At 58.2% G+C, this 26,230-nt stretch carries 27 protein-coding genes; 13 read left to right on the top strand and 14 right to left on the bottom strand.

The window, feature by feature from the left end; genetic code table 11:
* Position 1: 1 nt before the first annotated feature.
* The 3 genes from rimI to tsaE form a co-directional block, all read right to left on the bottom strand.
* Positions 2-520, bottom strand: a complete 519-nt coding sequence (rimI, locus tag HYZ49_17240; protein MBI3244030.1) for a ribosomal protein S18-alanine N-acetyltransferase — start codon at positions 518-520, stop codon at positions 2-4.
* Positions 520-1,161, bottom strand: a complete 642-nt coding sequence (gene tsaB, locus HYZ49_17235) for a tRNA (adenosine(37)-N6)-threonylcarbamoyltransferase complex dimerization subunit type 1 TsaB (GenBank protein MBI3244029.1) — start codon at positions 1,159-1,161, stop codon at positions 520-522. The genes rimI and tsaB overlap by 1 nt, the downstream gene beginning before the upstream one ends.
* 65 nt (positions 1,162-1,226) lie before the next feature.
* Complete coding sequence (gene tsaE / locus HYZ49_17230; protein MBI3244028.1) at positions 1,227-1,721, bottom strand: tRNA (adenosine(37)-N6)-threonylcarbamoyltransferase complex ATPase subunit type 1 TsaE; 495 nt, start codon at positions 1,719-1,721, stop codon at positions 1,227-1,229.
* A 36-nt stretch (positions 1,722-1,757) separates the two neighbouring features.
* Between tsaE and HYZ49_17225 the strand changes: the two genes are divergently transcribed.
* The 4 genes from HYZ49_17225 to HYZ49_17210 all read left to right on the top strand — a co-directional run bounded on the left by HYZ49_17225 (position 1,758) and on the right by HYZ49_17210 (position 5,253).
* Positions 1,758-2,486: a metallophosphoesterase family protein gene (locus HYZ49_17225; protein MBI3244027.1), complete on the top strand. Its 729-nt coding sequence runs from the start codon at positions 1,758-1,760 to the stop codon at positions 2,484-2,486.
* Positions 2,487-2,643: 157 nt separating this feature from the next.
* Positions 2,644-3,537: a DUF4349 domain-containing protein gene (locus HYZ49_17220; protein ID MBI3244026.1), complete on the top strand. Its 894-nt coding sequence runs from the start codon at positions 2,644-2,646 to the stop codon at positions 3,535-3,537.
* 190 nt (positions 3,538-3,727) lie between these two features.
* A complete protein-coding gene (locus HYZ49_17215; GenBank protein ID MBI3244025.1) occupies positions 3,728-4,678 on the top strand; it encodes a DUF4349 domain-containing protein in 951 nt (316 codons plus the stop codon).
* 77 nt (positions 4,679-4,755) lie between these two features.
* On the top strand, positions 4,756-5,253 hold the full coding sequence (locus tag HYZ49_17210; protein MBI3244024.1) for a hypothetical protein: 498 nt from the start codon (positions 4,756-4,758) through the stop codon (positions 5,251-5,253).
* Positions 5,254-5,270: 17 nt separating this feature from the next.
* Here the strand turns inward: HYZ49_17210 and HYZ49_17205 are convergent, their stop codons facing one another.
* The 4 genes from HYZ49_17205 to HYZ49_17190 all read right to left on the bottom strand — a co-directional run bounded on the left by HYZ49_17205 (position 5,271) and on the right by HYZ49_17190 (position 9,142).
* Positions 5,271-6,455 carry an MFS transporter gene (locus HYZ49_17205; GenBank protein MBI3244023.1) on the bottom strand — a complete coding sequence of 395 codons (1,185 nt, stop codon included), beginning with the start codon at positions 6,453-6,455 and terminating at the stop codon, positions 5,271-5,273.
* Between the two features lie 98 nt (positions 6,456-6,553).
* Positions 6,554-8,194 (bottom strand): ribonuclease J, encoded by a 1,641-nt coding sequence (locus HYZ49_17200; protein MBI3244022.1) that lies wholly within the window; start codon positions 8,192-8,194, stop codon positions 6,554-6,556.
* A gap of 311 nt (positions 8,195-8,505) precedes the next feature.
* Entirely contained in the window at positions 8,506-8,781 is a 276-nt protein-coding gene (locus tag HYZ49_17195) for a type II toxin-antitoxin system VapC family toxin (GenBank protein MBI3244021.1), read from the bottom strand.
* Between the two features lie 106 nt (positions 8,782-8,887).
* Positions 8,888-9,142 carry a hypothetical protein gene (locus HYZ49_17190; GenBank protein MBI3244020.1) on the bottom strand — a complete coding sequence of 85 codons (255 nt, stop codon included), beginning with the start codon at positions 9,140-9,142 and terminating at the stop codon, positions 8,888-8,890.
* Positions 9,143-9,212: 70 nt separating this feature from the next.
* Between HYZ49_17190 and HYZ49_17185 the strand changes: the two genes are divergently transcribed.
* Both HYZ49_17185 and HYZ49_17180 read left to right on the top strand, forming a co-directional pair.
* Entirely contained in the window at positions 9,213-9,704 is a 492-nt protein-coding gene (locus HYZ49_17185; GenBank protein ID MBI3244019.1) for a CinA family protein, read from the top strand.
* 69 nt (positions 9,705-9,773) lie between these two features.
* Positions 9,774-10,322: a LysM peptidoglycan-binding domain-containing protein gene (locus HYZ49_17180; GenBank protein ID MBI3244018.1), complete on the top strand. Its 549-nt coding sequence runs from the start codon at positions 9,774-9,776 to the stop codon at positions 10,320-10,322.
* Between the two features lie 6 nt (positions 10,323-10,328).
* On the opposite strand, the gene HYZ49_17175 is transcribed toward HYZ49_17180, so the two are convergent.
* The 7 genes from HYZ49_17175 to HYZ49_17145 form a co-directional block, all read right to left on the bottom strand.
* On the bottom strand, positions 10,329-11,759 hold the full coding sequence (locus HYZ49_17175) for a glycosyltransferase family 39 protein (protein ID MBI3244017.1): 1,431 nt from the start codon (positions 11,757-11,759) through the stop codon (positions 10,329-10,331).
* Positions 11,746-13,515 (bottom strand): methionine--tRNA ligase, encoded by a 1,770-nt coding sequence (locus HYZ49_17170; GenBank protein MBI3244016.1) that lies wholly within the window; start codon positions 13,513-13,515, stop codon positions 11,746-11,748. The genes HYZ49_17175 and HYZ49_17170 overlap by 14 nt, the downstream gene beginning before the upstream one ends.
* A gap of 318 nt (positions 13,516-13,833) precedes the next feature.
* The gene (locus tag HYZ49_17165) at positions 13,834-15,522 is read right to left on the bottom strand and encodes a PD40 domain-containing protein (GenBank protein ID MBI3244015.1); all 1,689 of its coding nucleotides are present in this window, start codon (positions 15,520-15,522) and stop codon (positions 13,834-13,836) included.
* Between the two features lie 116 nt (positions 15,523-15,638).
* Entirely contained in the window at positions 15,639-15,812 is a 174-nt protein-coding gene (locus HYZ49_17160; protein MBI3244014.1) for a hypothetical protein, read from the bottom strand.
* A 31-nt stretch (positions 15,813-15,843) separates the two neighbouring features.
* Positions 15,844-16,197 (bottom strand): hypothetical protein, encoded by a 354-nt coding sequence (locus HYZ49_17155; protein MBI3244013.1) that lies wholly within the window; start codon positions 16,195-16,197, stop codon positions 15,844-15,846.
* Between the two features lie 215 nt (positions 16,198-16,412).
* Positions 16,413-17,318, bottom strand: a complete 906-nt coding sequence (locus HYZ49_17150) for a HAMP domain-containing histidine kinase (GenBank protein MBI3244012.1) — start codon at positions 17,316-17,318, stop codon at positions 16,413-16,415.
* Positions 17,315-18,031, bottom strand: coding sequence for a response regulator transcription factor (locus HYZ49_17145; protein MBI3244011.1), 717 nt, complete (start codon positions 18,029-18,031; stop codon positions 17,315-17,317). Before HYZ49_17145 ends, HYZ49_17150 begins: the two co-directional genes overlap by 4 nt.
* A gap of 80 nt (positions 18,032-18,111) precedes the next feature.
* Between HYZ49_17145 and HYZ49_17140 the strand changes: the two genes are divergently transcribed.
* The 7 genes from HYZ49_17140 (at position 18,112) to HYZ49_17110 (ending at position 26,217) form a co-directional block, all read left to right on the top strand.
* Positions 18,112-18,891 carry an IclR family transcriptional regulator gene (locus HYZ49_17140; protein ID MBI3244010.1) on the top strand — a complete coding sequence of 260 codons (780 nt, stop codon included), beginning with the start codon at positions 18,112-18,114 and terminating at the stop codon, positions 18,889-18,891.
* A 77-nt stretch (positions 18,892-18,968) separates the two neighbouring features.
* On the top strand, positions 18,969-19,298 hold the full coding sequence (locus HYZ49_17135; protein MBI3244009.1) for a cupin domain-containing protein: 330 nt from the start codon (positions 18,969-18,971) through the stop codon (positions 19,296-19,298).
* Between the two features lie 73 nt (positions 19,299-19,371).
* Positions 19,372-20,562, top strand: coding sequence for an aminomethyl transferase family protein (locus HYZ49_17130; protein ID MBI3244008.1), 1,191 nt, complete (start codon positions 19,372-19,374; stop codon positions 20,560-20,562).
* Positions 20,563-20,632: 70 nt separating this feature from the next.
* Complete coding sequence (locus tag HYZ49_17125; protein ID MBI3244007.1) at positions 20,633-22,216, top strand: NAD(P)/FAD-dependent oxidoreductase; 1,584 nt, start codon at positions 20,633-20,635, stop codon at positions 22,214-22,216.
* 68 nt (positions 22,217-22,284) lie between these two features.
* On the top strand, positions 22,285-23,871 hold the full coding sequence (locus HYZ49_17120; protein ID MBI3244006.1) for an NAD(P)/FAD-dependent oxidoreductase: 1,587 nt from the start codon (positions 22,285-22,287) through the stop codon (positions 23,869-23,871).
* Positions 23,872-24,002: 131 nt separating this feature from the next.
* Positions 24,003-25,529 (top strand): trimethylamine methyltransferase family protein, encoded by a 1,527-nt coding sequence (locus tag HYZ49_17115; protein MBI3244005.1) that lies wholly within the window; start codon positions 24,003-24,005, stop codon positions 25,527-25,529.
* 31 nt (positions 25,530-25,560) lie between these two features.
* On the top strand, positions 25,561-26,217 hold the full coding sequence (locus HYZ49_17110; protein ID MBI3244004.1) for a hemolysin III family protein: 657 nt from the start codon (positions 25,561-25,563) through the stop codon (positions 26,215-26,217).
* The last annotated feature ends 13 nt before the right edge of the window (positions 26,218-26,230 follow it).

Genomic DNA, 26,230 nt, shown 5'->3' with positions numbered 1-26,230 from the left:
ATCATGACTTTTGCATTGCAATTTGCAAATTGAGCCTTATCGGTTTGGCCGTCATCAACAGGGCGTCTTCGCCGTTGTCACGATAATAGCCCTTGCGACGGCCCACTTCCTCAAAGCAATACTTGCGATACAAGTTCTGAGCCGCCGCGTTCGACTGGCGCACTTCGAGCGTCGCCAACTGCGCGCCCAAGCTCAACGCATGTTCCAGCGCCGTCCGCAGTAACCGCTCGCCCACGCCAGTTTGTCGCCGTGTTGGATGCACCGCAATCGTGCTGATGTGAGCTTCGTCCACAATGTACCAGTATCCCACAAAGCCCACCACCCGCCGCGCTTCCTTCAAGCCAAGCCACGACCGCCACCCGCGTCGCTCGCCGTCTACAGCCACAAAAAAATGAGCGTCGTCATTCTCCAGCAACTCGTGCCGGTACGAGTTGGCCGACCACGGCAACGGAAACGACAGGTAATCAATCTCAACCACCTGCGGAATGTCGGCTACGGTCATCGGCTGAATCGTAATCATCACCCTCCCGAAGCCGGCTGGTGAGCGTAGATCGGGGCCAGGATTGCGGCATCGTCGGTTGCCCCATCATGCCACCGTTCCCAGGCGATCTCGGCCAGGCAGGCGGCCCGGCGCACATTTTGCGAAAGCGATCCGATCTTGATCTGATGACGACTCAACACCTCAAGGCCGTCCGGATCGATCTCGCCGACGACGGTTTCACCGCCGCTCGCGTGGATTGCCACATCGTCCCACGTTCCCAGCACAGTTGGAGAAGCCGCCCGTCCGTTTTCATACTTCGCCCAGATCACCCGCCTGCGTCCGGCCTGAATGGCGGCAATCAAGTTCTCGCCCGGCAAAGCCCGCGCCAGCACGTCCAACGTTGGCACGCCGATCAGCGGCAGGTTGTTGGCTAAGGCCAAGCCTTTCGCCAGGCCCAGTCCGATCCGCACGCCGGTGAACGAGCCGGGGCCGATGGCAACCGCAACTGCCGTCAGGTCTTTCGCCGAAACATTCTGGGCTGTCAGCATCCGTTCGAGAGCCGGGGCCAACTCGACGGTGTGATTGTTCTGCGTGTGCCACGTCGCTTCGGCCACGATTGCGCCTTCTGAAGCCAGGGCCAGGCTGATGTTGCGAGTGGCGGTATCAATTGCAAGAATCACGTTCCGAAACATCAAACGTCAAACGTCAAACGAGAATCTGCCCTTGTCGCTTGACGTTTCACGTTTCATCCCATCATTTTTATCAACTGTCGGTATCGTTCACCGCTCGCCTCAATCCGCAGTGCCCTTGTTTCTTCGCCCGTCCACGTCAACTCGATCCACAACCGTTCAGGCGGCAGGCAGGCCAGGGCGCGCTCCGGCCACTCGATGAGAAGGGTGCCGGCCGTGTCGTTCAACATCTCAGGCAGGCCAATGCTCTCGGCGTCTGCCGCGTCTCGCAAACGGTAAGCGTCCACGTGATAGAGGCGGCCTCCCCCGGCGTTGCTGTATTCGTTGACGAAGACAAAGGTGGGGCTGTTCACCGCTTCCAAGGCTCCCCAGCCATGACCGATTCCCACCACCAGAGTCGTTTTCCCGGCCCCCAACTCGCCCGCCAGGCAGATCACATCTCCGGGCTGAAGCAACTGGCCCAGCCGGTTTCCGATCTGTTGTGTTTGAGCCGGGCTGTGGGTGGAAAGTTCGAGCCTGTCAGTCACTTGGGCGATTATAACATTGACCATTGGACAGAATCAGGGCGAGCGGCTATCATCTGCGCCATGCGCGTTTTGATTATTTCCGACATTCATGGCAATTTGACTGCCTTAGAGACGGTGCTGGCCGACGCCGCCAACGATTATGATACGGTGTGGTGCCTGGGCGACTTGGTGGGCTACGGCCCCGACCCGAACGAGTGCGTCAACCGCATTCGCGCCCTGCCCAACCTGACCTGCCTGGTGGGCAACCACGACCGGGCCGCCATCGGCAACATTGACATCTCGGCCTTCAACGTGGACGCCCGGCTGGCTATTGCCTGGACTCAGCGGGCGCTGACAAACGAGACTCGCGACTATTTGATCAACCTGCCGGAGCGCTCGCTTCACGGCGATTACACCCTGGTTCACGCCAGCCCCCGCCAGCCGGTGTGGGAGTATATTCTCGATCGCCACACCGCCGACCAGAACTTCGCCCACTTCAACACGCCTTACTGCGTGGTCGGCCACACCCACATGCCCATCATGTACATCAAGCTCAATGGCGACGTGATGGAAATGCGAGCCAACTATGACGAGATTCTGGCTTTGGGCAACGACCGGATTATCATCAACCCTGGCAGTGTGGGCCAGCCCCGCGACAGCAACCCCGACGCCGCCTACGCCATGCTCGATTTTGAGACCCACCACTGGGAATTCCGGCGCGTGCCTTACGACATCGCCGCCACTCAGGCCCGCATGTCCGACGCCGGTCTCCCCTCCCGCCTCATCGCCCGGTTGCAAAAAGGCTGGTAGTCGCTCTCCATCCCGATCACATTTCGCCATGACAGTTATTCGCTCCGCAGTTGCACTGCGGAGCGTTTGTTTTGTCATCTCTTTGTCAGTCGTTTATCAAGCCTGGCAGCGCGCGTTGTGCTATGCTGATAGCAATAGAACACAGGAGGAGACCACCATGAAAACCAAACTATTCACCCTGACTGTCATTTGCGTTTTGGCCCTGGCCGCCTGCGGCGGAGCGGCGGCAACGCCTGAACCTTCTTTTGCCGCCAATCTAGCGTCGGCTACTGCGGCACCTGCCGCCACAGAAGCCCCGGCGCTGGCTGGCGGCGGCGGAGCAACCACCGTCGAACGCCTCGTTATCAAAAACGCCAGCCTGTCAATTGTGGTGGATGACCCGACCGCAGCCGTGCGGAGCATCACCAGCCTGGCTGAAGGCACGGGCGGGTTTGTCGTGTCCACCAACACATTTCGGATTACCACCGGCCCTGATGCGAAGTCTGTCCAACAGGCGAACATAGCGATCCGTGTGCCGAGCGGGCAGTTTAACAGCGTGCTGGAGCAAATTCGGGCGATGGCCGTCGAGGTACAGAACGAAAACATCTCCGGCCAGGACGTGACCGCCGACTACGTTGACCTGCGAAGCCGCCTGAAGAATCTGGAGGCCGCCGAAGCTCAATTGCAGTCCATCATGGAGAAGGCGACCAAGACTGACGATGTGTTGAATGTTTACAACCAGCTTGTGTCCACTCGCGAGCAGATCGAAGTGATCAAAGGCCAGATGAAGTATTACGAAGAGGCCGCGGCTCTGTCGTCCATCAACATTGAACTCACGCCAAACATTGTCACCCAGCCCATCGAAATCGGCGGCTGGCACCCTGAAGGCACGGTCAAGCAGGCCATTGAAGTTCTGGTTCGCATCGTGCAAAGCCTGGTTGACCTCGTGATCACCCTGGGCATCATCTGTGGGCCGTTCGCCGTCGTGCTGGGCCTCCCAGCCCTGTTCGGCTGGCGCTGGTGGTGGAACCGCCGCCAGAAAGCCAAAGCGGCGGAGGCGCAACAGAAGTAACTGGCCTTACGCAAAGGTGACTGTCACTGGCTACAAAGCCTTGAGATTCCGGGCACTCAAAGCCAGTGACAGTCACCTTAGGGCAACTCCCCACCAGAGCCAGGGCAAGGGAACTTCCGGCAAGGGGCGCGCGTCCTTCCTTCACGAACGCAAGTTGTCATCATTGTCAAAAATTGAAAGGACGCCACCCATGAAACGCATCGTTATTACAATCACCCTCCTTGCAACTCTGCTCCTCGCCGCCTGTGGCGGCGCGGCCAGCCCGCTCCCGCGCGAAAGTGTAGTCAGCGGCGAAGCCGCACCTTCCACCGGGTTCAGCGCCCCCGCCGGGCTACCTGCTCAGGTAGCGCCTGCCGCCGACGGGGCCTTCTACGCCCCCGAAGCTCAGGACGTTGCCAGCACCGTCGCCCTTGCTGACCGTCTCGTCATCAAAAACGCCAACCTGTCCATCACGGTAGACGACACAACAGCCTCGGTAGATGTCATTAGCCATCTGGCCGAGAGTCTGGGCGGTTACGTCGTTTCGCTCAACACCTTCCAGACCACTTACGGCCCGGACGCCAAACCCGCCCAACAGGCCAACCTGACTATCCGCGTGCCGAGCGACAAACTCAATGAAGTGCTAAGCCAGATCAAAGGGATGGCCGTCGAGGTGAAGAGTGAAACCATCTCCGGCCAGGACGTGACCTCTGAATACACCGATCTGCGAAGCCGGCTGACCAACCTTGAAGCCGCCGAGAAACAGTTGCAGTCCATTATGGCCGAAGCCACCAAAACCGAAGACGTGCTGGCCGTGTACAACCAGCTTGTTTACACCCGCGAGCAAATTGAAGTGATCAAGGGCCAGATGAAATACTACGAAGAGTCGGCCGCGCTCTCGGCTATCAACCTCGATTTGATCCCGAACATTGCCACCCAGCCGATTGAAGTGGGCGGCTGGCATCCGGACGGCGTCGCCAAGCAGGCCATCGAAGATGCCCTGCGCTTCCTGCAAAACTTCACCGACGGCCTGATCTATTTCGGCATCGCCCGCCTGCCCTTCCTGCTCATTGTCGGCCTGCCTGCCCTGTTTGTTGGCCGCATGTTCTGGCGGCGGACGAAGAAGAACGCGCCGAAAGCGGCCACGACCGGAACCGACTAACGACCACGAAAGTTGATTGAACGGCAAAGGCGCAAAGAAGTTCCTTGCGCCTTTGCTGTGAAATGGAGATTTTGAAAATGATGTTGTTGAGAACCCTCGCCACCTTTATCTTGAGCGCCATTCTCGTAGCCTGCGCCCTTTCGACACCGGAACCCACGCCCGCTCCCGACTATTCCGATCTGGTCATCACCCTCCAACGGACGCCGTGCTTTGGGACTTGCCCGATTTACAAGTTGACGGTGTACGGCGATGGCCGGGTGGAATACGAAGGCGAACAGTTTGTGGCCGTGGAAGGGACACAGACCGCCACGATCACGGCTGACCAGGTGAAGGCGCTGGCGGCGGCATTTGAGCAAGCCAACTATTTCACTTTACCGGACAACTACACCGCGCTCGTCACCGATTTGCCGACGACGATCACCTCCGTCACCTTCAACGGACAGACGAAGACGATTGAAAACTATGGCGGCTGTTTCGAGGAGATTGACAGCCTCAACAAAGCGCCGCAAGCCCTGTGCGACTTCGAGGCTTTGATTGATACGGTGACCAATTCGGCGCAGTGGGTTGGCAACTGACACCCTACCTCACCTTTTTACGATTGAGACCGCCTCGGCGCGTAAATCATCAGCGCCACAAACACAACCGCATCCAACAACAACGCCGAGAACACAATCATCATCGTCACCGGCGGGCCGGCGCGCTCGAACAACTGCCCGATCAGCCACGGCAGAAACATCGCGCCCAAACTTCCGCCGACAAAGAAGAGGCTGGTGAGGCCGCCGGTGATCGTCATGCGCCGCTCGACGAAGGTGAGGGTGGTAGGAAAGACGGAGGCCATGAACAGGCCCAGGCCGCCCGCGCCGACCCAAACCGCCACCGCCGAGTCGGCCCACCCCAGAATCAGGCCCACGCTGAACAAACATCCCAGCAAATCAATCGCCAAAATTGTGCGCGGCCTGAGTCGCGCCGCAACCGGAATCGCCAACAAGCGGCCTGCCGTGAGCGCGCCCCAAAACGCCGAGGTGAGATAAGCGGCAGTGGCCTCGTCAGCCAGCTTCAACCTTGTTGCGTACGTGAAGATCCATGAGCCAAACCCCACCTCGGCTCCAACGTACAAAAAGAAAAAGGCCGCGACCAGAGCAACCAGAACATAGTTGACTCGATCTTCGCGCGCCGCCCTCGCCGCAACATGTGCCGCCGGGCTGGGGACGCGCGACACCCACAGCGCCGCCGGGAAGACCAGAAAAGCCAGCACCCAAAATGCCCAGGTGATGCCGCCGCTCAACAAGATGACCCGGGCCACGATCAGCGGCGCGATGGCCGCCCCGGCCCCAAACATGAAATGCAGACCGTTCATGTACGGCCCGACCTTTTCGCCAAACACCCAGACGAGCAAGGTGTTGCCGCCAACATCAATGGCGGCCTCGGCCATGCCTAAAGCCAGAATGACGACGAACAGCACCCACAACAGCGGCGTGAAAGGGATCAGGATCAGGCTGGCGGTGGCAAGCAGAACGGCCAGAGCCAGGATGGGATGGCCGGGCAGGCGATCATATAAACGGCCCGACAGCAGTGAACCAGCGATGTAGCCGACGGACTTGGCGACGAACAACACGCTGATTTCGCTCAACGTGGTTCGAGTCTGCGCGGCCAGGCCGGGCAATGTCGGCCCCAGAATCGCGCTCATCAGCCCCAGGCCGATGAAAGCCGCATAATAGCCGACCAGATAGGCAACTGTTCGGGGCCGTTTGATAGAAACTGAAGAATCCAGAGACATATTTATCCCTAAAATCGAAGCGGGCGGCCTGTCAGTGACAGGCCGCCCGCTTTTCAGACTTCCGAAGTTTTGGTGCTTGTCCACTTCGGAAGTCTGAATTACACCTCGTTCACAATCGCAAACACCATCGGTCTGCGTTTCATCTCTGAATAGAAGAACTCCGAGAGGCGCTCTTCGACCGAGCGAGCCATGCCGGCGCCGTTGGCGTTGAAAGCGGCCACCTCGGCTTTCTTAGCCGCCATCGAAAACAACTCTTCCGAGTCGCGCACGAAGACAAAGCCTTTCGAGAGAATGAGCGGTTTCTCCACCAGCTTGCGGGTCTTGCGATCCACCAGCAGATTGACGACCACGAAGCCATCGCGGGCCAGGTTCTCGCGCTCGCGCATCACTTCGGGGCCGATGTCGCCCACGCCGGTGCCGTCCACGTAAACGTAGCCGCCCGGCACGCGCTCGCCAATATTCATCGCGTCTTCGGCGAACTCGACGACGGTTCCATTTTCGATCACGGCGATGTTTTCATCAGGAATACCGACCTCGCGGGCCAGGGCCGCGTGCTGGTGCAGTTGGCGCAGTTCGCCGTGAATGGGCACGAAGAACTTGGGCCGCACCAGGTTGATGAACAGCTTCTGTTCTTCGGAACTGGCGTGGCCGGAAACGTGGACGGGCAGGATGGGGTCGTAGATCACGTTGGCCCCGCGTTGGAAGAGACGGTTGATCGTCCGGGACACCATCTCTTCGTTGCCCGGAATCGGGTGGGCCGAGATCACCACCGTGTCGCCCTCTTTCAAGTCGAACTGCCGGTTGCGGCCTACCGAGAGGCGGCCCAAAATGGATGACGGCTCGCCCTGGGAGCCGGTGGTCATGATCACCACCTTGTCGTCGGCCATGTTTAAGGCCTGATCCATCGAGATCAACAAACCGTCAGGGGCTTCAAGGTAGCCGAGCTTCTGGGCCATTTTTGCGTTCTCGACCATCGAGGTGCCGACGAGCGTCATCTTGCGGTCGTTGCGCACACAGGCGTTCACCACCTGCTGGATGCGCGAGATGAGCGAGGCAAACGTGGCAATGATGACCCGGCCCGGCGCGTCGCGCAAGACCTTGTCGAGCGCGCCATCAATCACCGCCTCTGATGGAGTCCAACCGGGCTTGGCGGCGTTGGTCGAGTCCGAGAGCAGGGCCAGCACGCCCCGGCTGGCAAACTCGCCCAGCTTCGAGAAGTCGGTTACCCAGCCGTCCACCGGGGTGTGATCGATCTTGTAGTCGCCAGAGTGGACGACGAGGCCGACCGGCGTGGTGATGCCCAGGCCGACGCAGTCGGGGATGCTGTGGCAAACGTGGAAGAACTCGACGGTGAACGGGCCGATGGTGACGGTGTCGCCGGCCTGCACGGTGTTGAGCGTTGCCTTGTCCAGCAACTTCGCGTCGCGCAGTTTCACTTCCAGCAGGCCGCGGGTGAGCGGCGTGGCATAGATCGGCGCGTTCAGTTCTTCGATGACGTGCTTGATGGCGCCGGTGTGATCCTCGTGGCCGTGAGTGATGATGATGCCGCGAATGATGTCGGCCTTGTCGCGCAAGTATGAGTAGTCGGGGATGATGTAGTCAATCCCCAGCATGTCGTTTTCGGGGAACATGAGGCCGGTGTCCACGATCAGGGCGTTGCGCCCGTACTCGAACACCATCATGTTCTTGCCCACTTCCCCGAGTCCCCCGATGGGGATAATTCGTAATTTATTTGCCATATGTTTCTCCTGTATCTGGCAAGACCTGTGAGGTTTTGAAAACCTCACAGGTCTTTCTAAAAGCGAAGCCCCGGTAGAGTCTGACTCCGCCGAGGCTAGAATGTTTTATGAGTGCTGACAACTATTTACAACTGAAACTTCAACACCTTGCGCAGGTGTTGGTAGTAGGTTTGCAAAATCATCGTCTGCGAAACGTAATCAGACGCTGGAGAGTTTAGCACAGGGTGGGAGGACTGTCAAAAGGTTTACTTTTGGCAGATTTCACCCTATCATTTCAACCGTTGTGGAGATGATTGCAACCACTGCCTCGGTCAGTAAGGCCGCCGAGGTTCAATATTCGGGAAAGGCGCAAAATGTCTGGTGTTGAGAGTTGCCAGTTGCAACCCATGCACTTGAGCAGTGGCGGCGATGAGGCAATCGAAGAAACCCGCGCCATGACTCAGGTGGAACTGGCGATAAAGACCAAGAGCCGTTTTTGAGATTTCTTCGTCAATCCAGAGCATTGAGTATAAAGCCAATTCGCGTTCCACTCGCCGCTGTTCGCTTTGGTTGCGGCAGCCAGCCAACAACTCGGCGGAAGTGATCACCGAAACTCAGCGAGCGTCATCCGATAGCGAGTCGATCCAGTCCTGGGCTGGCTTGTAGCCGCGCAGGATGTCAATCAAAATCGAAGTGTCTAACAGCCACTCTAACTCAGCGGCCATCCTCTCGCCTCTCCACTTTACGTCTCAACTGAGCCGCATAGTCTCCGGAATCGGTGATGTCCTTCCGCTTAGCCCACATACCGAAAGCCGGGTGTGTTTTGCGCCTCGCGCGGCGGGTTTGAACTTTGGCAGATGGCTCGTGGAGCAAAATGACTTCCACCTCGCCGGGCGCAATGTCTTTAGGCAGTTTGACAATCAATTGCTTGTTTGTCGTTACTTTCCCTCGTAATTTTACGGCTACCATGGTCTTATCCTCCAGCAAAGTCAGTTTACTACAATTTCAACCGTTGTGAGTACACGTTATAATCGGCTACATGCCTGAACCCTCACTCGAAGCCCAAATTGGCGCCCTCCTCGCCGAACGCAAACTCACCCTGGCCGCCGCCGAATCCTGCACCGGCGGCCTGATCGCCCACCGCCTTACCAACGTCCCCGGCAGTTCAACCTACTTTCTCGGCGGCGTGGTGGCCTATGCCTACGACGCCAAAGAGCATTTGCTCGGCGTGCATCACGCCACGCTTTACGATCACGGCGCGGTGAGCAAAGAGACGGCGATTGAAATGGCTCGCGGTGCGCGGCGCATCTTCAGCGCCGACATTGCCGTGGCCGTCACCGGCATTGCCGGGCCGGGCGGCGGCCTGCCCAACAAACCGGTCGGCCTGACCTGGATCGCTCTCAGCACCCGCGAGGGCGAAACGGCGCAACAATTTATCTGGGGCAAGGATCGGGAGGGGAATAAAGCCGAGTCAGCTGAGGCGGCGTTGAGGATGGTTTGGGACTATTTGCAGGGAACAAGCGGCGAGTGATATACTCCAACCAACATCGGTCAGGCATTAGGCCGTTCCCTTGAAGCAAGAGAGCGGCAAGGAGGAGTTATGAAATCCCTGGCCTCCGTTATCCTCGCTCTGAGCCTGCTGGCATCATTGGCTCTCCCTGTCTCCGCGCAAACCTGCGCCACACAGCACACCGTAAAACTTGGCGAGAACTTGTTTCGCATCGGCCTGAAGTACGGTGTGAGCTGGCCCGACATTGCGAAGGCCAACAACCTGGCAGACGGCAATAAAATCAAAGGCGGCCAGGTGCTGTGCATCCCGGCCAAGACCACGTCGCCGGTCATCTCCCCGTCCCCGACCGTCATCCCCACATTCACCATCACCGGCGTCGTGCGCGATCAAACGATCACCATTCAAACGTCCAACTTCCCGGCCAACCAGAAGTTCGATGTGTTGATGGGGCCGATTGGCACACACGGCGTGAACGGCACGAAGGTGACCACCACCGACTCTGGCGCTGGCGGTTCGTTCACGGCAACCTACAACATCCCTGCCAACTTGCGCGGCGCGGCGCAGATCGCAATCCGGTTACAGAGCACCTCGGGCTATTTTGCTTACAACTGGTTCCACAACAATTCGACGATCAGGTGAGAATGCTCAACGAAGGGCGGGGACGATAAAGCGATACAAGGCGAACACATCTAACGCGGCCATCGCGATCAGGGCGACTGCCCCAACGACCCAACTCATGTCTCGCCGGGTCAGCCGACTCAATATCCCGCCCCAGCCACTTAGCCCCACCGCCGCCGCCAGCCCAAGCGGAATCAGCGCCGGGAAGAGGTAGCGGCCCTGGTGCTGGACGTAGGAGAGGTTGTAGTAAAGATAGAGGCCGAGGGTGAGGAGGCCGGAAGTAATTAGTAAATAGTAATTAGAGATTAGAGAATTGGACGCTTCGCGTGGAGAATTCTCTAATCCTCTATTTCTCCAATAACCAATAACCAATCCCCCAATCAACAACAACGTGTAAACCAGCAACACTGTATAAACCCGCCCATCCATCACCACCCCCATCCAGCCAAACTGGCCCCAGAAGCTTTGGAAAGTGGTTTGAAAGAAGCGGCGCATTACTTCGGTTGAGCCGAACTCGGCTACCCACTGGCTTGTGCGTGGCTGGTCGGCGACAACCAGGTTGTGGCGGGAGGCGGCCATGAAATCGGGCCAGCCGTAGACAGTGATGTTGCGCCACCACATCAGCGAGCCGATGAGGAGGGCGGGGATAAAGACGACGACGAGCCGAGTGGATAGTGAGCGTAATTGGTTATTAGTTATTGGTAATTGGAGATTGCGCCGCCAGGCCAGCAACAGCATCAGCCCTGCCACCGGCGCAAGCACGTAAGCCTGTGATTTGGTGATGAAGGCCAGGCCAATCACAAATCCCAAAATCCCAAATCCCAAATCCCAAATTTGGCGATTGATTCTCAAGATTAGCCATAAGCCAATCGCAATCAGCAGTTCGGAGAGGCTGTCGTTGTTCACACCCGCCATCATGGCAACGTGTTGCGGGATGAAGGCGATGAACCCGGCGGCCAGCAGGGGCAAGGGCGACTCATGAGTCGCCCCTACAGTCACCCCCACTGCTTCGCGCACGGCAAGAAAGGCAAAGACGATGACGCCCGCGCCGAGTAATAATGAAAACACGCGCAGAGGCAAGAGCGCCCCATCAAACAAAAGGAAGATTGGAGAGGCAAGCAAATAATACAGAGGCGGTTGCCACGACTCGTAGTCAACCGAGTCTACCGAAAGTTCGGGCGGGAAGCCTTGTGAGGTCAGCTGGGAAAGATAAGTCTGATCGTAATCGCCGACGTTCAGCACCGGCAGAGCGCCGTGCTCGGCGATGGTGCGAACATAGTTGTAGTGCGCCGGTTCGTCTGGCACTTGCCAGGCAGGGGTGAGGAGGGCGTACTGGAAGCCGATGGCAAGGTAGGCGGCGATGATAAGCGAGACAAGGAGAAGGGGAGAAGGGGAGACAAGGAGAAACCCGTCTCCTTGTCTCCTTGTCTCCTTGTCTCCCTGTTTAAGTATTGCCATGCAACCTCGCCACTTCCTCCTCTGCCACCTTCTCCTCCAGCTTCTTGAACAGCGGCGCGGGCGGGCGCAAGACTTGATGCGGCCTGAGTTCGCTCGGTTGCCATTTGCCCACAGCGCCGGCCGGATCGTAAGTCAGCGCTTCGTGAGCGCGAGACGGCTCTTCGTAAGTCACTATCTTTTGTGTTCCGAAGAGCGCGCCGGGATAGCCGAAGTAGCTGTGCAGTTGCTCCGACGAGAACGGCAGGAACGGCGCAAAGATGACTTTGAGCGAGTCGATGGCTTTGAGAGCGGTGTACACAGTTTTGGCCGCCGCGGGCCGGTCGGCTTTGATCTCGCTCCAGGGCGCTCGAACGTCAAGGTAGCGGTTGACTTCGCTCGCCAGGCGCAAAGCTTCAGCCAGCGCCGCCCGCAGTTTCACCGCGTCGAGCAACGCGCCAACACTTTCAAAACCGGCGTTGATGCTGGCAATCAACTCGCGATCTTCGGGGCGAAGCGGGCCGGGGTCGGGCACTTCGGCCTCGAAGTTCTTGTAAGCAAACGACAGGACGCGATTCGCCAGGTTGCCCCACGTGGCCACCAGTTCGTTGTTGTTGCGAGCCACAAACTCGCTCCACGACCAGTCGGCGTCTTTGGACTCTGGCATGTTGGCCAGCAGGTAGTAGCGCAGAGCGTCCGGGTCGTAGCGTTCGGCAGAGTCCAGGCCCCACACCGCCCAGTTGCGGCTACCCGAAATCTTTTGCCCCTCAAGGTTCAAGAATTCGTTGGCCGGAACGTCGTAGGGAAGGTTGAGGGTTTTGGCCGGGTCGGTTTCGTAGAGGCGGTTGGCCCCGATGAGTTGCGCCGGCCAGATGACGGCGTGAAAGGGGATGTTGTCCTTGCCGATGAAGTAATATGTTTTTGCCGCCTTGTCGTACCACCAATCTTTCCATGCTTCAGGCTTGCCGTTGTTGCTCGACCATTCAATCGAAGCCGAGAAATAACCAATAACGGCCTCAAACCACACGTAGAGACACTTCCCACTCCAATTATCTATTGGAACCGGAATGCCCCAATCGAGATCGCGAGTGATGGCCCGGCCATGCAGGTCGGCCACGTCCTGCCGCGAGCGGTTGATGACGTTGGGCCGCCAGTGCTCCTTGCCGTCATTGAGGTAGCGGCTTAACGCGGGCGCGAGCTTGCCGAGATCGAGATAGAAATGCTCAGTCTCACGCAGTTCAAGCTGGCCGCCATCTTTGGCGCGTGGATTGATCAGTTGAACCGAGTCGAGCAGGTTGCCGCAGTTGTCGCACTGGTCGCCGCGCGCGTTGGGGAAGTGGCAAATGTAGCACTCGCCTTCCACGTAACGGTCGGGCAGGAAGCGGCCCTTGCCCGGCTCGTACCACTGCTGTTCCTTCTGAGTGTAAAGGTAGCCGTTCTCTTTGAGCGCCAGAAAGATGTCCTGCGACACCTTGAAGTGATTCTCGGTGTGGGTGGTGGTGAACAGATCGTAGGCCAGCCCGAACTTGACGAACAGATCGAGAAAGCGGCGATGGTAGCGTTCGTAAATTTCCTGCGCCGACACGCCCTCGGCATCCGCCCGGACGGTGATGGGCGTGCCATGTGCGTCGGTGCCGGAGACCATCAGCACCCGGTTGCCCTTGAGGCGATGGTAGCGGGCGAACACGTCGGCGGGCAGGTAAGCACCGGTGATGTTGCCCACGTGAATGTCGGCGTTGGCGTAAGGCCAGGCTACGGAAACGAGAATGTTTTCGGTCATGTCAGTCTCCTCAACAGCTTGAGATTATATCCGCAGATTACGCAGATTTCCGCAGATCATTTTTATCTGCGCGCGAAGCGTCTGCGAAAATCTGCGGATTAAACAAAACCGCCAGCCGAGGCTGGCAGTTCTTGGTGTTACAGGGAAATCGCGCGCGTGCGCGACCCATCACGGTCAGGCGGCCCCGCCGCCCGACCGACACGGTCGGCCACACATCAACATCGAGAACGTCGAACTGAATTTGAACATGGCGCTATTCTATCACAAGTTTTTTCAGGCGCATCAACTTTTATACAAATTTTCCGTAGACTAAAGCAGTCAGGGGTTAGCCACATCTATAACCCACGCTAAACCCAAGCGATCAATATAAACATCCTGGTTTACAAGCACGAAACGATCATCAGGAGACCAATCGAAATACTGGTATAGCCAAAAGTCTTGGGGCAAATCAACTGCCAATTGATAAAAATCACCTTCAGTATTCATCAAAGCAATGCTTGTTGTGGAATTAGCGAACACCACTTGCTTTCCATCATGTGACCAAGATGTTGGCACAATTTTCATTGACCAAGCAGGGTTGCCATAATAAGCCGAACCAGAGATCATCCTGATAGATTCTATGGCCGATGTTTCACTATTCCACATTCCCACTTGGAATAAATGCGGATCGTCGGTTGAAACAACAATCAACGCCCACCTGTGATCGGGGCTCATTTCCACCTGTCTGGCATTTTCAACCAGCATTAGAGATTTTCGAGTCAACGGATCGAAAGCCATAAACCCGAATGACGAGTTAGGATCTTCGGCTGAAGCCATATCGGTTGGCAGAGTGACAAAATACAAAACCGAATCATCGTCTTTCCAACCCAAAAATTCAACGAACTTGCCAGCCCCACGTGAACGACGAACATTCCCTTCCCACTTGTGATCGAGATGAGCAGTAGTCAACACATAGTTCTGGCCGGTTTGGAAATCAAACACGCTATAGGAAAACTCATCATGCGATTCTTCGGACTTGCCAGTATCCAATGCAAGCCAGCGATAATTAAAGGAATACATCGGTAGCTGATGTCGAGGCGACGGGTTTCCGCCAGCGGCAGTACTCCATGAAACCAAGAATTCGCGGGTACTAACTCGATAATACCTATAAGTGCTACTGGAGTTGTGGCAAACACAACTCACTAAAATATCATTAGTCAACCACCAAAAATGAATATAGTCACCAAAAGCAATATTAAATGGGGAGCTTAAAAGAGGTTGGCCTTGCTTGTCTATCAACATGATAGAAGCTAAACGATTCCACTCATCCTTTGATTGCGCGTAAGCTATGCGGTTGCCATCAGGCGACCAAGCCATTCCACCGAACGGCACGGTAGTTGCTATTTTGCGAGGTTCACTTCCATCAATACCCCAAACGTGAATTCCATCTGTTTCATCTTCAAGAATCGCCACGGCCGAATTATCTGGCGACCAGATAGCCGAACAACCACCAGACGAAGTTTGAATGGCCGCGTGTCCAATTTGTTGATTATCAGGAAGATGAAACAAATCTATGCCATTGTCACAAACAATGAGATATTGCCCATCAGGCGAAAGGAGACGGTGGCGATCATCAAGTTCCTCAATTAATATATCAGCAGGCATATCGGGTTTCGTAACATCTAAAATCGCATCTCCTCTGTTAGAACCTTCAAACCTCAAGGAGGTATCATTGTGCCATGAGATAAACTCATATCCAAATCTAGCGGGCTTCACTTGCCACGCTTTAATGAACCACTCTCCTATTGTTGGCGACACGAGCCTGGGCACTAACTCACCTGGCGAGAAAACAGGAGAGTTGGCTGGAAGAGTTGGTGGCGGGGTGTTAGCATCTGCGTACTTGACGGGCGAAGATGTGATAGCGACTGATTCAGTTGTCGCCGTGCTCCCTGGCCGTCCGCTGACACAAGAGGCCAGCAACAGACAGATCGCCAGATTGACCCATAAAGTTTTAGACTGGATTTTCATTTCCTTCATCAGCCAGAGTAGTTTACCACGCCAACAATTCTGTCACTGAGTTGGCGGCGGTGCGGCTGATGGCGGCCTCCGACGGTGAAACCGCCACTGCTAGAGAAGGTGTTATCTCAGGGGTGGCGGTCGGCGACGACTTCAAATGATTTTGTGAACGCCACGACTTGTGTCAGCGTGGCGTCAATCGGTTGCTCAATGCCAACTTCAAACGTGCCGCCGTAGGCCGACAACAGCATTGCAACAGCAACGCTCAAACCATAAATGGCAAGAAGTTTTCGGCTCTCCATTCACTTGCTAGTTTAGATGCTTTTCAGCCGTCTAACCATCAACCAAAAACAGACTGCCGACGATGAAGAATGGCACAGGATAGATGAAAGCCAGCACCAGGCCCTCCCAGGGCAGGCCGGTGACAAATGTCGAGTACAGGGCCGCCACACAAAGCGCTAACGCCCCGGCAACCACAATCCGCCCGCCGGGCCGAGTCCAGCGGCAGGCGCTGAAAACGCCCAGGATACAAACGGCCAGACAAACAATGACGGGCCATCCCTGGGGCGGCACGCCATCCTCATTGGTCAACGCCAGCAGGAGGATCAGCAAAAAGAAGCTGTTGATCATGACGCCGAGGGCGCGAGTCATCCAGCGGGTGGTGGGCAAGTAATCATGGGTAGGCATGGGCAATGTTCTCCTTGTGATCGGGCGCGGCTTCTTGTTAGACGCCAGAGGGGCCGGGCAGGTTTCCGGCTCGGAGAACATCGTAGCAAATCAACGTCACACCGGTTTTTCAGGGCGTGACAGGCTTGCTATAGCGTGTTACAGATTTGTCACAAGGGGAGTCAGACTCAGACTTCCGAAGTCTTCGAGACTTCGGAAGTCTGAGTCTTGGGGAACTAACTTTTGATGGGCAGGCGCACGGTGAAGACCGTGCCCTGCCCGGGGCGGCTTCGGACGACGATTTGGCCGCCGTGCCGCTGGACGATGGCGCTGGTGAGCGCCAGCCCGAGGCCGCTGCCGGGTACGCCGCGCGCGCCCTGACCCCGGTACAACTCTTCCCAGATGTGGGGCATGTCTTCTTCGGGGATGCCGGGGCCGGTGTCGGCCACTTCGATCACGACGGCGGCCCCGTCCTCGAAGGCGCGAACTTCAACCGTGCCGCTAGGCCGGGTGAACTTCAGCGCATTGTCGAGCAAGTTATGGACGACGAGCAGTAGCAGATCATGGTCACCGAAGATGGCGGGCAGAGGCCAGGGTGCTTGCGGCAGTTGCAATGAGAGGCGGCGAGTCCCGGCCTCAGGCCGTTCTTGCGCCAACTCGAAGACTTGTTGCAAAAGGTCGGCCATGTCTACTGCCGAGCGTTCGAACGGGCGCGTTTCGAGTTCGGAAAGTTTGCGAAGGTCGGCGGTGAGGCGGCTGATGCGTTGCACTTGAGCCTGGATGCTGGACAACGTTTCGGCGGAGTCGCCGTCCCCCACATTCACCAGCCCGGCCCGAATCGCCGTGAGCGGATTTTTCAGTTCGTGATCGAGTCTCTGCAAAAAGCGGCGGCGGTCGGCGGCAACTCGAAGGATCGTTTGCGTCAGCGTTTGGCCGTGTTGATTCTCCAACCAGGCCCAGCCGCCCAACGCCAACATGAGCAACGTGGAAAGGCCGATGCCCAGCAGGAGCGACAGGGTGCCAAGATCAGCGCGCAGGTAAAGGATCGGGTTGTTGAGTTGACCCAGGGCCAGGGTTGCAGTAACGGTTGCCCCGATGCAAGCCGGTATCAACGAGACGGCCCACAACGCGAGTCGCTTCACGCCACACCCTCAACCGATCCCACGAACCGATAGCCCTGCCCCGGCACAGTTTCGATGAAGCGCGGCTCGGATGGATCGTCGTTCAGAGCGCGGCGAAGTTCGGCGATGCGAGTGTCTACCGTTCGCGTGCCGGCCGGATACTCCCAGCCCCAAACAGCATCGAGCAACCGCTCGCGGCTGATGAGTTCGTCAGGATGAGTCATCAGGTATTCGAGCAGGGCGCTGGCTTTGGGGGTGAGCGTCACTTCGTTTCCGGCGAGCCAGGCGCGGCGTGATGTGCGGTCGAGCAACAGGTCGCCGCTGGCGATGCGGGAGGCGGTGGCGAGCGGCGGCTGGCCGGGCCGCGCCCGCCGGAGCACGGCCTTCAGGCGGGCCACCAGTTCGTGCGGGTCGAAGGGCTTGTTGAGGTAATCGTCTGCGCCTTCTTCGAGAGCCATTGCCCGCTCGCTGGACTCGCCAACTTGGGTCAGCAGAATAACGGGCGTCCAGTTTCCGGCGCGGCGCAGGCGGCGCAGGGCTTCACGGCCATCCAGAACCGGCATCAGCACATCCATGATGACGATTGCCGGGGTGGAAGCCGCTACCTGACGCAGAGCGTCTTCGCCATTGGCCGCCACGACGACCTCGAACCCCGACCGTTCCAGGAACGGGGCCAGGTTGTCGGTGATGGCGGCTTCGTCGTCCACCAGCAGAACACGAGGTTTTTCTTCCATGAGGCGGAGTCTACCATGCCCTTGACAGCCTTCGCTCACCCGATTAAGATTGTTCCACATACTGAAACATAGTTCATATAATGAAATCGCCAGAAACCTACCCCGGCGCGCAAACCGTCCAGCGCGCCGTCTCCCTCCTCAAAACATTCACCGACTCCCAATCGGAGCTTGGTTTAGCCGACCTGGCCCGCGCGGTGAGCCTGAACAAAACCACCACTCACCGCCTGCTGGCCGCTCTTGAACGAGAAGGCCTCATCTCCCGCAACCCGGCCAACGAAGCTTATCGTCTCGGCCCCGAATTGATCGTGCTGGGCTGGCGGGCGCTGAGGGCCAACGACCTGCGCACTGCAAGCCACTCCGAATTGCAATTGCTGGCCCAGGAAACCGGCGAGACGGTGACCCTGGAAGTGCTGGCCGACAGCGACACCTTGATTCTCGACGAGGTGATCAGCCGCCACATGATCGGCGGCACCCCTTCCATCGGCACGCGCTGGCCGGCCCACGCCACCTCCACCGGTAAGGTCATGCTGGCCTTTCTATTAGATGCTGAACGCGAGGCGCATCTTCAAAGCCGCCTGACCAAAATGACCGAGAACACCATTTCGTCACGCGAGGCGCTCAAGCGCGAACTGGCGCAGGTGCGCGAGCAAGGCTACGCAATTGCCAACGAAGAATTGGAGATCGGCTTTGTGGTAATCGCCGGGCCTGTGTTCAACCACGAAGGCCAGGTGGAGGCCGCCATTAGCGTGGGCGGCCCCGGCGCGCGGATGACCGATAATCGCCTGCCGAAAATTGCGGCGCTGGTCAAGGAATCTGCTAGCCGAATTTCGCAAAAGCTCGGATACCGATCTGAACAATAGTCGCTCTCGCTGGATTTCGCGGAGCGTCCAGCGGCGGACTACAAATCCGCCGCGAGCAAACCCAAGAAAGGACACTCATGCAAGCCTTCGAACTGTCTCAATTGATTCCCAAATTTCAACGAGAAAAACATTTCTATCAAGAGTTCCTGCGCCCGCCAAGCGGGACGATGAGCGTGGGCATCTACACCCTGGCCGCCGGCGCAACCGACCCCCAACTACCGCACGCCGAAGACGAAGTCTATTACGTCGCCAGCGGGCGCGGGCAGATTCAAGTGGCGGGAGAAGATCGCCCTGTTCAGTCCGGTTCGATCATCTTCGTCAAAGCCGGAGAAGACCACCGCTTTCACAGCATCGTCGAAGACTTGACCCTGCTGGTGTTCTTCGCGCCAGCCGAAGGAACATCGTAGACGAAAGACGAAGGGCGGTAGACGAAAGAAACCACCTTCGCCATTCGTCATTTGTCATTCGCCATTTGTCATTATGCTTACAGGCACTCCCTTTCACTCCCGCACCTCCCCTCTCTGCCAGGCCCAGAACTGGCGGCGCTGGGGCGGCCATCTCGTCGTCAGCTCCTACGAGCTTTTGCCCGACCGCGAATACTGGGCCATTCGCAACAGCGCGGCGCTCATTGACGTCTCGCCGCTCTACAAGTATCGAGTCAGCGGGCCGGACGCTCTGCGCCTGCTCAACCGCGTCGTCACTCGCGATCTGTCCAAGCTCGCCGTCGGCCAGGTGGCTTACACGCCCTGGTGCGACGAGCACGGCAAGGTGATTGACGACGGCACCATCGCCCGGCTCGACGATCAAATTTTCCGCCTGACCTCCGCCGAGCCAAACTATCGCTGGCTGTGCGACAACGCAATGGGCCTAAACGTGACGATTGAGGACGTGTCGAGCCGCACCGCCTCGCTGGCCCTGCAAGGCCCGCGCTCGCGTGAAATTCTCAAGGCCGCCTCGTCGGGCGCAGATTTGGACAGGCTGAAATATTACCGGCTGGTTCGGGCCGACATCGGCGGCTGCCCCGTCGAAATCTCGCGCACCGGCTACACCGGCGACCTCGGCTACGAAATCTGGATCGAGGCCAAACACGCCGAGTCGATCTGGGACACGCTGGTCAGTAAAGGCAACGGTTACGGCCTCACGCCTGCTGGAATCTGGGCGCTCGACGTGGCGCGGATCGAGGCCGGGTTGATCATGCTCGACGTGGATTACGTCTCGGCCAGGCGGGCGACGATTGAGGCCCAGAAGTCGTCGCCGTTTGAGATCGGCCTCGGTTGGGCCGTCAACCTGGACAAACCCAACTTCATCGGACGCAAAGCCTTGATGAAAGAAAAAGAGCAAGGTTCAACGTGGCAGTTCGTGGGCGTGGAAGTGGAGTGGGACTCGCTGGAGCGACTCTACAACGATGTTGGCCTGCCGCCTCAACTGCCAACGATTGCCTTTCGCGCCAGCGTGCCAATTTTCTCTGCGGGCCGTCAGGTGGGCTACGCCTCCAGCGGTTGCTGGTCGCCGATTCTCAAGAAGTACATCGCCCTGGCCCACGTCGAGTCGGCGCACGCCAAACCGGGCGCGCTGGTGACGATGGAAGTGACGGTTGAACACCGCCGCAAATTCGCGACGGCGCATGTTGCGAAGATGCCGTTCTTTAATCCTGAGAGGAAGAGGGCCTAATCTCCAATTCTCCAATTCTCGAAATTCGAGAATTGGAGAATTAGAGAATTAGCACGCTCAGAGTCTAACTATGTCAAACACCTACGACGCAATCATCATCGGCGGCGGGCACAACGGGTTGGTGACGGCGGCTTACCTGGCTCGCGCCGGAAAAAAAGTTCTGGTGCTGGAACGGCGGCATCTGGTCGGCGGGGCGGCGGTCTCTGAAGAAATATACCCCGGCTTCAAGTTCACGGTCTTCTCTTACGTCGTCAGCCTGCTCAGGCCGGAATTGATTCGTGATCTGCAACTGCCGAAGCACGGCCTGGAGATTCTGCCTCTGCCCAGCACGCTCACGCCTTTGCCGAACGGCGACCACATCGCCTTCTGGGACGACCACGACGAGACGCGGCGCGAGATTTACCGCCACTCGCCCAAAGACGCCGACGCCTACGACGACTTCGGCCACCTGATGCACCACATGGCCATGGCCGTCAAACCCATCATCGGCATGATCCCGCCCGACCCGACCTCGCTGAGTCCCAACGATCTCGCCGGGTTAGCAAAGTTGGGCGGTCACATGCGCGGTCTGGGCGAAGAAAAATTCACCGCCCTCTTCAAACTCATGACGATGAGCGCCGCCGATTATCTCGACGAGTGGTTCGAGACCGACGCTCTCAAAGGCACCAAGTCGGCCAGCGGCATCATCGGCACGTTCATGGGGCCGCGCTCGCCCGGCACGGCTTACGTGCTTCTGCATCACTACATGGGCGAGATTGACGGCGCGTTCCGGGCCTGGGGCTTTGCCAAAGGCGGCACGGGCGGAATCAGCGAAGCCATCGCCAGCGCCGCCCGAAGTTTCGGCGTTGAGATTCGACTCAACGCCGGCGTGTCACAGGTGATCGTTAAGAACGGGCAGGCCGTCGGCGTGGCGCTTGAAAACGGCGATGAGGTTTACGCCAAAGTGATTGCCTCCAGCCTTGATCCAAAGCGCACCTTCCTCAAGATGATCGAGCCGAAAGAATTGCCGACTGATTTTGTGGACGGCATTCGCAAGTACAAGATTCAAGGATCGTCAGGTAAAGTGAATCTGGCGTTGGACCGCCTCCCCGACTTCACCTGCATGCCCGGCGTGGGGCGGCATCATTATGGCGCAATCTCCATCAGCCCCAGTGTAGACTATATCGAACGCGCTTATGATGACGCCAAGTACGGGCGCTTTTCACAGCGGCCTTACATTGACATGATCATCCCTTCGATGATCGATTCCAACATGGCCCCGCCCGGCAAGCACGTCATGTCCTGCTTCGTGCAGTACGCGCCGAGTTCCATCGAGGGCGGCTGGGATGAGGCCAAGCGCGAAGCCTTTGGCGACGCCGTGATTGACACCATCGCCGAGTACGCGCCCAACATCAAAGACATCATCCTGCACCGGCAAGTGCTTACGCCCTGGGACATCGAACAGATGACTGGCCTCACCGAGGGCAACATCTTTCAGGGCGAACTGCTTTTGCATCAACTCTTCTTCCTGCGCCCGACTCAGTCGTGGGCCAAGTATCGTAGCCCGATCCGCAATTTCTACCAGTGCGGCTCAGGCACGCACCCCGGCGGCGGCATCATGGGCGCAAACGGGCGGCTGGCGGCGGGGGAGATGTTGAAGGATGGGAAAGTGTGATTAGAGAATTGGGGGATGGGAGGATTCTCGAATTCGCCAATCCTCCAATTCTCTTATATGGAGTGACCATGAGCAATTACGATGCCCTCATCATCGGCGCCGGCCTGAACGGGTTGACCGCCGCCGCTTATTTAGCCAAAGCCGGACTCAAAGTGTTGGTTGTAGAAAAACGCCCTGTGCTCGGCGGGACGGCGGCCACTGAGGAAGTTTTTCCGGGGTTCAAGTTCGACACCGTCGCCCACAAAATCGGCGGCTTGCGATCCGACATCGTTCGCGATCTCGATCTGGCCAAGCACGGTCTCGAAATCCTGCGAAGCGAGGTCAACACCTTCACGCCTCTGCCCGACGGAAGGCGCTTGACGCTTTGGGAACACAGCGGCAAGACTATCGAGTCGATCCAGCAATTCTCGAAGAGTGACGGCGAAAAGTGGCTGAAGTTCAGCGCTCAGATGACGAAGCTGGCCGGCTTTCTGGACGCGATGTACTCGGCGGGAATGCCAGGGTTGACCGCCACTGACGGTGGCGACCTGATGACACTGCTTGGCCTGGGCGGCAAACTGCGCCAGCTTGGCAACAAGGACATGATGGAGATGGTGCGCCTTTTGCCCATGTCGGTGGCCGAACTGCTCAACGACTGGTTCGAGGGCGAGGCGCTCAAAGGCACGCTGGCCGCGAGCGGAATCACCAGCCTTCATCAGGGGCCGCGCGCCGCAGGCACAGGCTACAACTTTTTGCACCATCACGTCGGATGCAAGGAAGGATCATTCCGCCCGACCGCGTTTCCAAAGGGCGGCATGGGCGCGCTGGCCGAGGCGCTGGCAAGTGCGGCTAAGGCAAGCGGCGCAGAGATTCGGACGAGCGCGACGGTGATGCAAGTGATTGTGAAGAGTGACCGGGCAACCGGCGTGGCGCTGGCAAGCGGCGAGGAGATTTCGGCTCGCATGGTCATCTCCAGCGCCGACCCGCGCAACACGTTCTTCGGCCTGAACGATCCCTTCAACTTCGATCCGAGCTTTGTGCAGAGCGTGCGCAACATTCAATTCCGGGGCGTGGTGGCGAAGGTGAATCTGGCGCTCGACAAATTGCCGAACTTCACTGCCCTGCCTGGCGATAGGCCGCATCTTCGTGGTTCCATTTCAATCAGCCCCAGCCTCAACTATTTAGAGAAGGCTTACGATGCGGCCAAGTACGGCGAGTTCTCGCAGAAGCCCTACCTTGAAGCCGTGATCCCGTCATTGCTCGATCCGTCGCGCGCGCCGGAGGGCAAGCACGTGATGTCGGTTTGGGTGCAGTATGCGCCGTATCACTTGAGAAATGGGAAATGGGGGGAAATGAGGGAAAGGTTAGGTGACGTGGTGATTGAGACGTTGGCCGAATATGCGCCCAATCTTCCATCGGCCATTTTGCACCGGCAGGTGATCACGCCGCTCGATCTTGAAGAGACTTACGGCTTGACTGAAGGTAATCCGTATCACGGCGATATGACCCTCAACCAACTTTTCTTCATGCGGCCTGTGCCGGGTTGGTCGCAATATCGCACGCCGCTCGGCGGGTTGTACCTGTGCGGCTCTGGCACACACCCTGGCGGCGGCCTGCCCGGCGCGGCGGGGCGCAATGCGGCGAAGGAGATTTTGAAAGGTATGAAAGCGTCCTGAGCGAAGTTCTCTGTCAACGAATTTCCAACGAATAAACGAATGCCCACGCCGCACGACATTCGTTTATTCGTTCGCGAAGCGTATTCGTTGACAGATAGGCCCACCTTTCGATTATTTCTCGGAGTAACGCCATGCGACCCACGCTCAAGGTGATTCCCGACGACCTCATCCCAAAGATTCTCGACGAGGCCAAGCGTATCCTGCACGAGATTGGCATCGAAGTGCGCGGGCAGGGCCTGCGCCAGCGCCTGCTCGACTATGGTCTGCGACAAGACCCTTCGAGTGGCCGCGTGCTGTTTACGCCCGATGTAGTGGACAAGGCCATCGCCAGCGCGCCGCGATCCTTCACCCTGTATGATCGAAATGGCAAGCCGCACACTGAACTTGGCGGAAACCGAGTCCACTTTGTGCCCGGGTCCAGCGGACTCAAGATTCTCGACCATCGTTCTGGCGAGACCCGACTTTCCAAAACACACGACTTCGTTGAGTATGTGCGGCTGGCGGATGGGCTTTCGAACATCTCATATCTCGCCACCGCCTTCTCGACGAACGACATCGAGCCGCAAGTGTCAGATGCGTGGCGGCTGTATTTGTGCTTGACGAACTCGCTCAAGCCCGTAGTGTCTGGCGCGTTCACCGAGCATGGCGTGCCGCGCATGACCGAGATGATGGGACTCTTCCGGCGCGACAAGGCCGACCTGATCGCCCGCCCGATGTCCATCTTCACCATCACCGCCACCGGCATGTTTCGCTATAGCGAAGACTCGTGCCAGAACTTGGTGGACTGTGTTGAGCTTGGCATCCCGGTTGAAATTGTGCCAGTCACGCTCATGGGCCTCATCGCGCCAGTGACTCTTGTCGGCGCAACGGTGAGCCACTGCGCCGACGTGCTGGCCGGGCTGACGATGGCCCAGATCATCAAACCGGGCGCGCCTGTGTTGTTCGGCGGCGCTCCGGCCACGTTCCATATGAAGACGGCGTCTGCGCCGATGGCGGCGATTGAGGCCCTGCATCTTGATGTCGCTTATGTGGAAGTCGCCAAATCGTTGGGCCTGCCGACTCAAAGCTATATGGCCTTGAGCGAAGGCAAGTTCCTCGACGCGCAGGCCGGGGCCGAGACGTTTGGCAGTGCTTTGCTGGCGGCGTTGGCCGGAGTCAACTCGGTGTCCGGGCCGGGCATGTTGGATTACGTGCTGACCTTCAGCCTGGAGAAGCTGGTGTTCGACGACGAGTTGTGCGGCCAGGCTTTGCACTTCATGCGCGAGTTCACGCCGCTGGAAGATTTGAACACGGTTGATCTCGTTCGTCACTTGCTTGAAGAGCAACATATGATTACCGCCGAGCACACTCTCAAGTATTGGCCGCAGGAGCTTTACCTGCCGGGGCCGACGGTGGATCGAGTCAACCGTGAGACGTGGATGAATCAGGGCGGCCTGAGCTTACAGCAGAGGGCGCATCACGAAGTTGAACGGCGGCTGGCAACTTACACGCCGGTTGAAACTGATTCGGCGGTTGATGCCGAACTGCGGCGCATCATTCGATCCGGCCTGACCACCGACGCCCCGTTCCCGGAAACCCCTGCCCCGGCAGTGGCGGCCTCCACTGGCGACTCGCCGGGTCGCCGGGCGCGGCGGCGTGGGCGAGAGAAAGTCAACTAACCTTATGCTATGATCAGCGCCGGGAGGCTCTATGCTCAACAAACTTCGCGAACCCGTCAACGGGTTGACTCACTACTTCGCCGCAATCCTGGCCGCCGTCGGCCTGGCGGCGCTGGTCATCATCAGCCGCAACGATTGGCCTAAACAGCTTTCGTTCGTCGTCTACGGCGCCAGCCTGACGCTGTTACTGCTGGCCAGTGCCGCTTACCATCTCATCAAAGGCTCGCCGCAAAGAATCCAGTTCTTGCGTAAGCTCGATCATACGGCGATTTATTTTTTGATCGCCGGGACGTACACGCCAATTTGCTTCAACATGTTCACCGGATTTTGGAGGTGGGGGCTGTTGTCCATCATTTGGGCTATCGCGCTGGCCGGAAGCGGCTTCAAGATCGCCTTCATCAAAACGCCGCGCCTGCTCACGGCGGGCGTGTACGTGATCATGGGCTGGTTGGCAGTGATGGGCGTCAACGAGATCATCCGAGTGTTTCCAGTGGCGGCCATCCTCTGGCTGGTGGCGGGTGGTCTGTTCTTCACCGTCGGCGCGGTTGTGTATGTCACCAAGACCTTCAACTTCGTCCCTGGCGTGTTTGGCTTCCACGAAGTGTGGCACCTATTTGTGATCGGCGGATGCGCTTGCCACTTCATGGTGATGTTGCTCTACGTTGCGCCGTTCCCTCGCCCGGCCTGACCGGTTTGCTCCG

The sequence above is a fragment of the Chloroflexota bacterium genome (assembly GCA_016197225.1).
Lineage (GTDB): Bacteria > Chloroflexota > Anaerolineae > Anaerolineales > VGOW01 > VGOW01.
This window is presented reverse-complemented; position numbering and strand designations above follow the sequence as displayed.

Excerpts from the sequence above, each read along its gene's own strand:
- tsaE (MBI3244028.1), bottom strand. The coding sequence starts at position 1,721 with ATGGTCAATGTTATAATCGCCCAAGTGACTGACAGGCTCGAACTTTCC.
- HYZ49_17215 (MBI3244025.1), top strand. The coding sequence starts at position 3,728 with ATGAAACGCATCGTTATTACAATCACCCTCCTTGCAACTCTGCTCCTC.
- HYZ49_17210 (MBI3244024.1), top strand. The coding sequence starts at position 4,756 with ATGATGTTGTTGAGAACCCTCGCCACCTTTATCTTGAGCGCCATTCTC.
- HYZ49_17120 (MBI3244006.1), top strand. The coding sequence starts at position 22,285 with ATGAGCAATTACGATGCCCTCATCATCGGCGCCGGCCTGAACGGGTTG.
- HYZ49_17200 (MBI3244022.1), bottom strand. The coding sequence starts at position 8,194 with ATGGCAAATAAATTACGAATTATCCCCATCGGGGGACTCGGGGAAGTG.
- HYZ49_17140 (MBI3244010.1), top strand. The coding sequence starts at position 18,112 with ATGAAATCGCCAGAAACCTACCCCGGCGCGCAAACCGTCCAGCGCGCC.
- HYZ49_17145 (MBI3244011.1), bottom strand. The coding sequence starts at position 18,031 with ATGGAAGAAAAACCTCGTGTTCTGCTGGTGGACGACGAAGCCGCCATC.
- HYZ49_17170 (MBI3244016.1), bottom strand. The coding sequence starts at position 13,515 with ATGACCGAAAACATTCTCGTTTCCGTAGCCTGGCCTTACGCCAACGCC.
- rimI (MBI3244030.1), bottom strand. The coding sequence starts at position 520 with ATGATTACGATTCAGCCGATGACCGTAGCCGACATTCCGCAGGTGGTT.
- HYZ49_17165 (MBI3244015.1), bottom strand. The coding sequence starts at position 15,522 with ATGAAAATCCAGTCTAAAACTTTATGGGTCAATCTGGCGATCTGTCTG.
- HYZ49_17205 (MBI3244023.1), bottom strand. The coding sequence starts at position 6,455 with ATGTCTCTGGATTCTTCAGTTTCTATCAAACGGCCCCGAACAGTTGCC.
- HYZ49_17175 (MBI3244017.1), bottom strand. The coding sequence starts at position 11,759 with ATGGCAATACTTAAACAGGGAGACAAGGAGACAAGGAGACAAGGAGAC.
- HYZ49_17160 (MBI3244014.1), bottom strand. The coding sequence starts at position 15,812 with ATGGAGAGCCGAAAACTTCTTGCCATTTATGGTTTGAGCGTTGCTGTT.
- HYZ49_17130 (MBI3244008.1), top strand. The coding sequence starts at position 19,372 with ATGCTTACAGGCACTCCCTTTCACTCCCGCACCTCCCCTCTCTGCCAG.
- HYZ49_17185 (MBI3244019.1), top strand. The coding sequence starts at position 9,213 with ATGCCTGAACCCTCACTCGAAGCCCAAATTGGCGCCCTCCTCGCCGAA.
- HYZ49_17110 (MBI3244004.1), top strand. The coding sequence starts at position 25,561 with ATGCTCAACAAACTTCGCGAACCCGTCAACGGGTTGACTCACTACTTC.
- HYZ49_17135 (MBI3244009.1), top strand. The coding sequence starts at position 18,969 with ATGCAAGCCTTCGAACTGTCTCAATTGATTCCCAAATTTCAACGAGAA.
- HYZ49_17125 (MBI3244007.1), top strand. The coding sequence starts at position 20,633 with ATGTCAAACACCTACGACGCAATCATCATCGGCGGCGGGCACAACGGG.
- HYZ49_17155 (MBI3244013.1), bottom strand. The coding sequence starts at position 16,197 with ATGCCTACCCATGATTACTTGCCCACCACCCGCTGGATGACTCGCGCC.
- HYZ49_17180 (MBI3244018.1), top strand. The coding sequence starts at position 9,774 with ATGAAATCCCTGGCCTCCGTTATCCTCGCTCTGAGCCTGCTGGCATCA.
- HYZ49_17220 (MBI3244026.1), top strand. The coding sequence starts at position 2,644 with ATGAAAACCAAACTATTCACCCTGACTGTCATTTGCGTTTTGGCCCTG.
- HYZ49_17115 (MBI3244005.1), top strand. The coding sequence starts at position 24,003 with ATGCGACCCACGCTCAAGGTGATTCCCGACGACCTCATCCCAAAGATT.
- HYZ49_17190 (MBI3244020.1), bottom strand. The coding sequence starts at position 9,142 with ATGGTAGCCGTAAAATTACGAGGGAAAGTAACGACAAACAAGCAATTG.
- HYZ49_17225 (MBI3244027.1), top strand. The coding sequence starts at position 1,758 with ATGCGCGTTTTGATTATTTCCGACATTCATGGCAATTTGACTGCCTTA.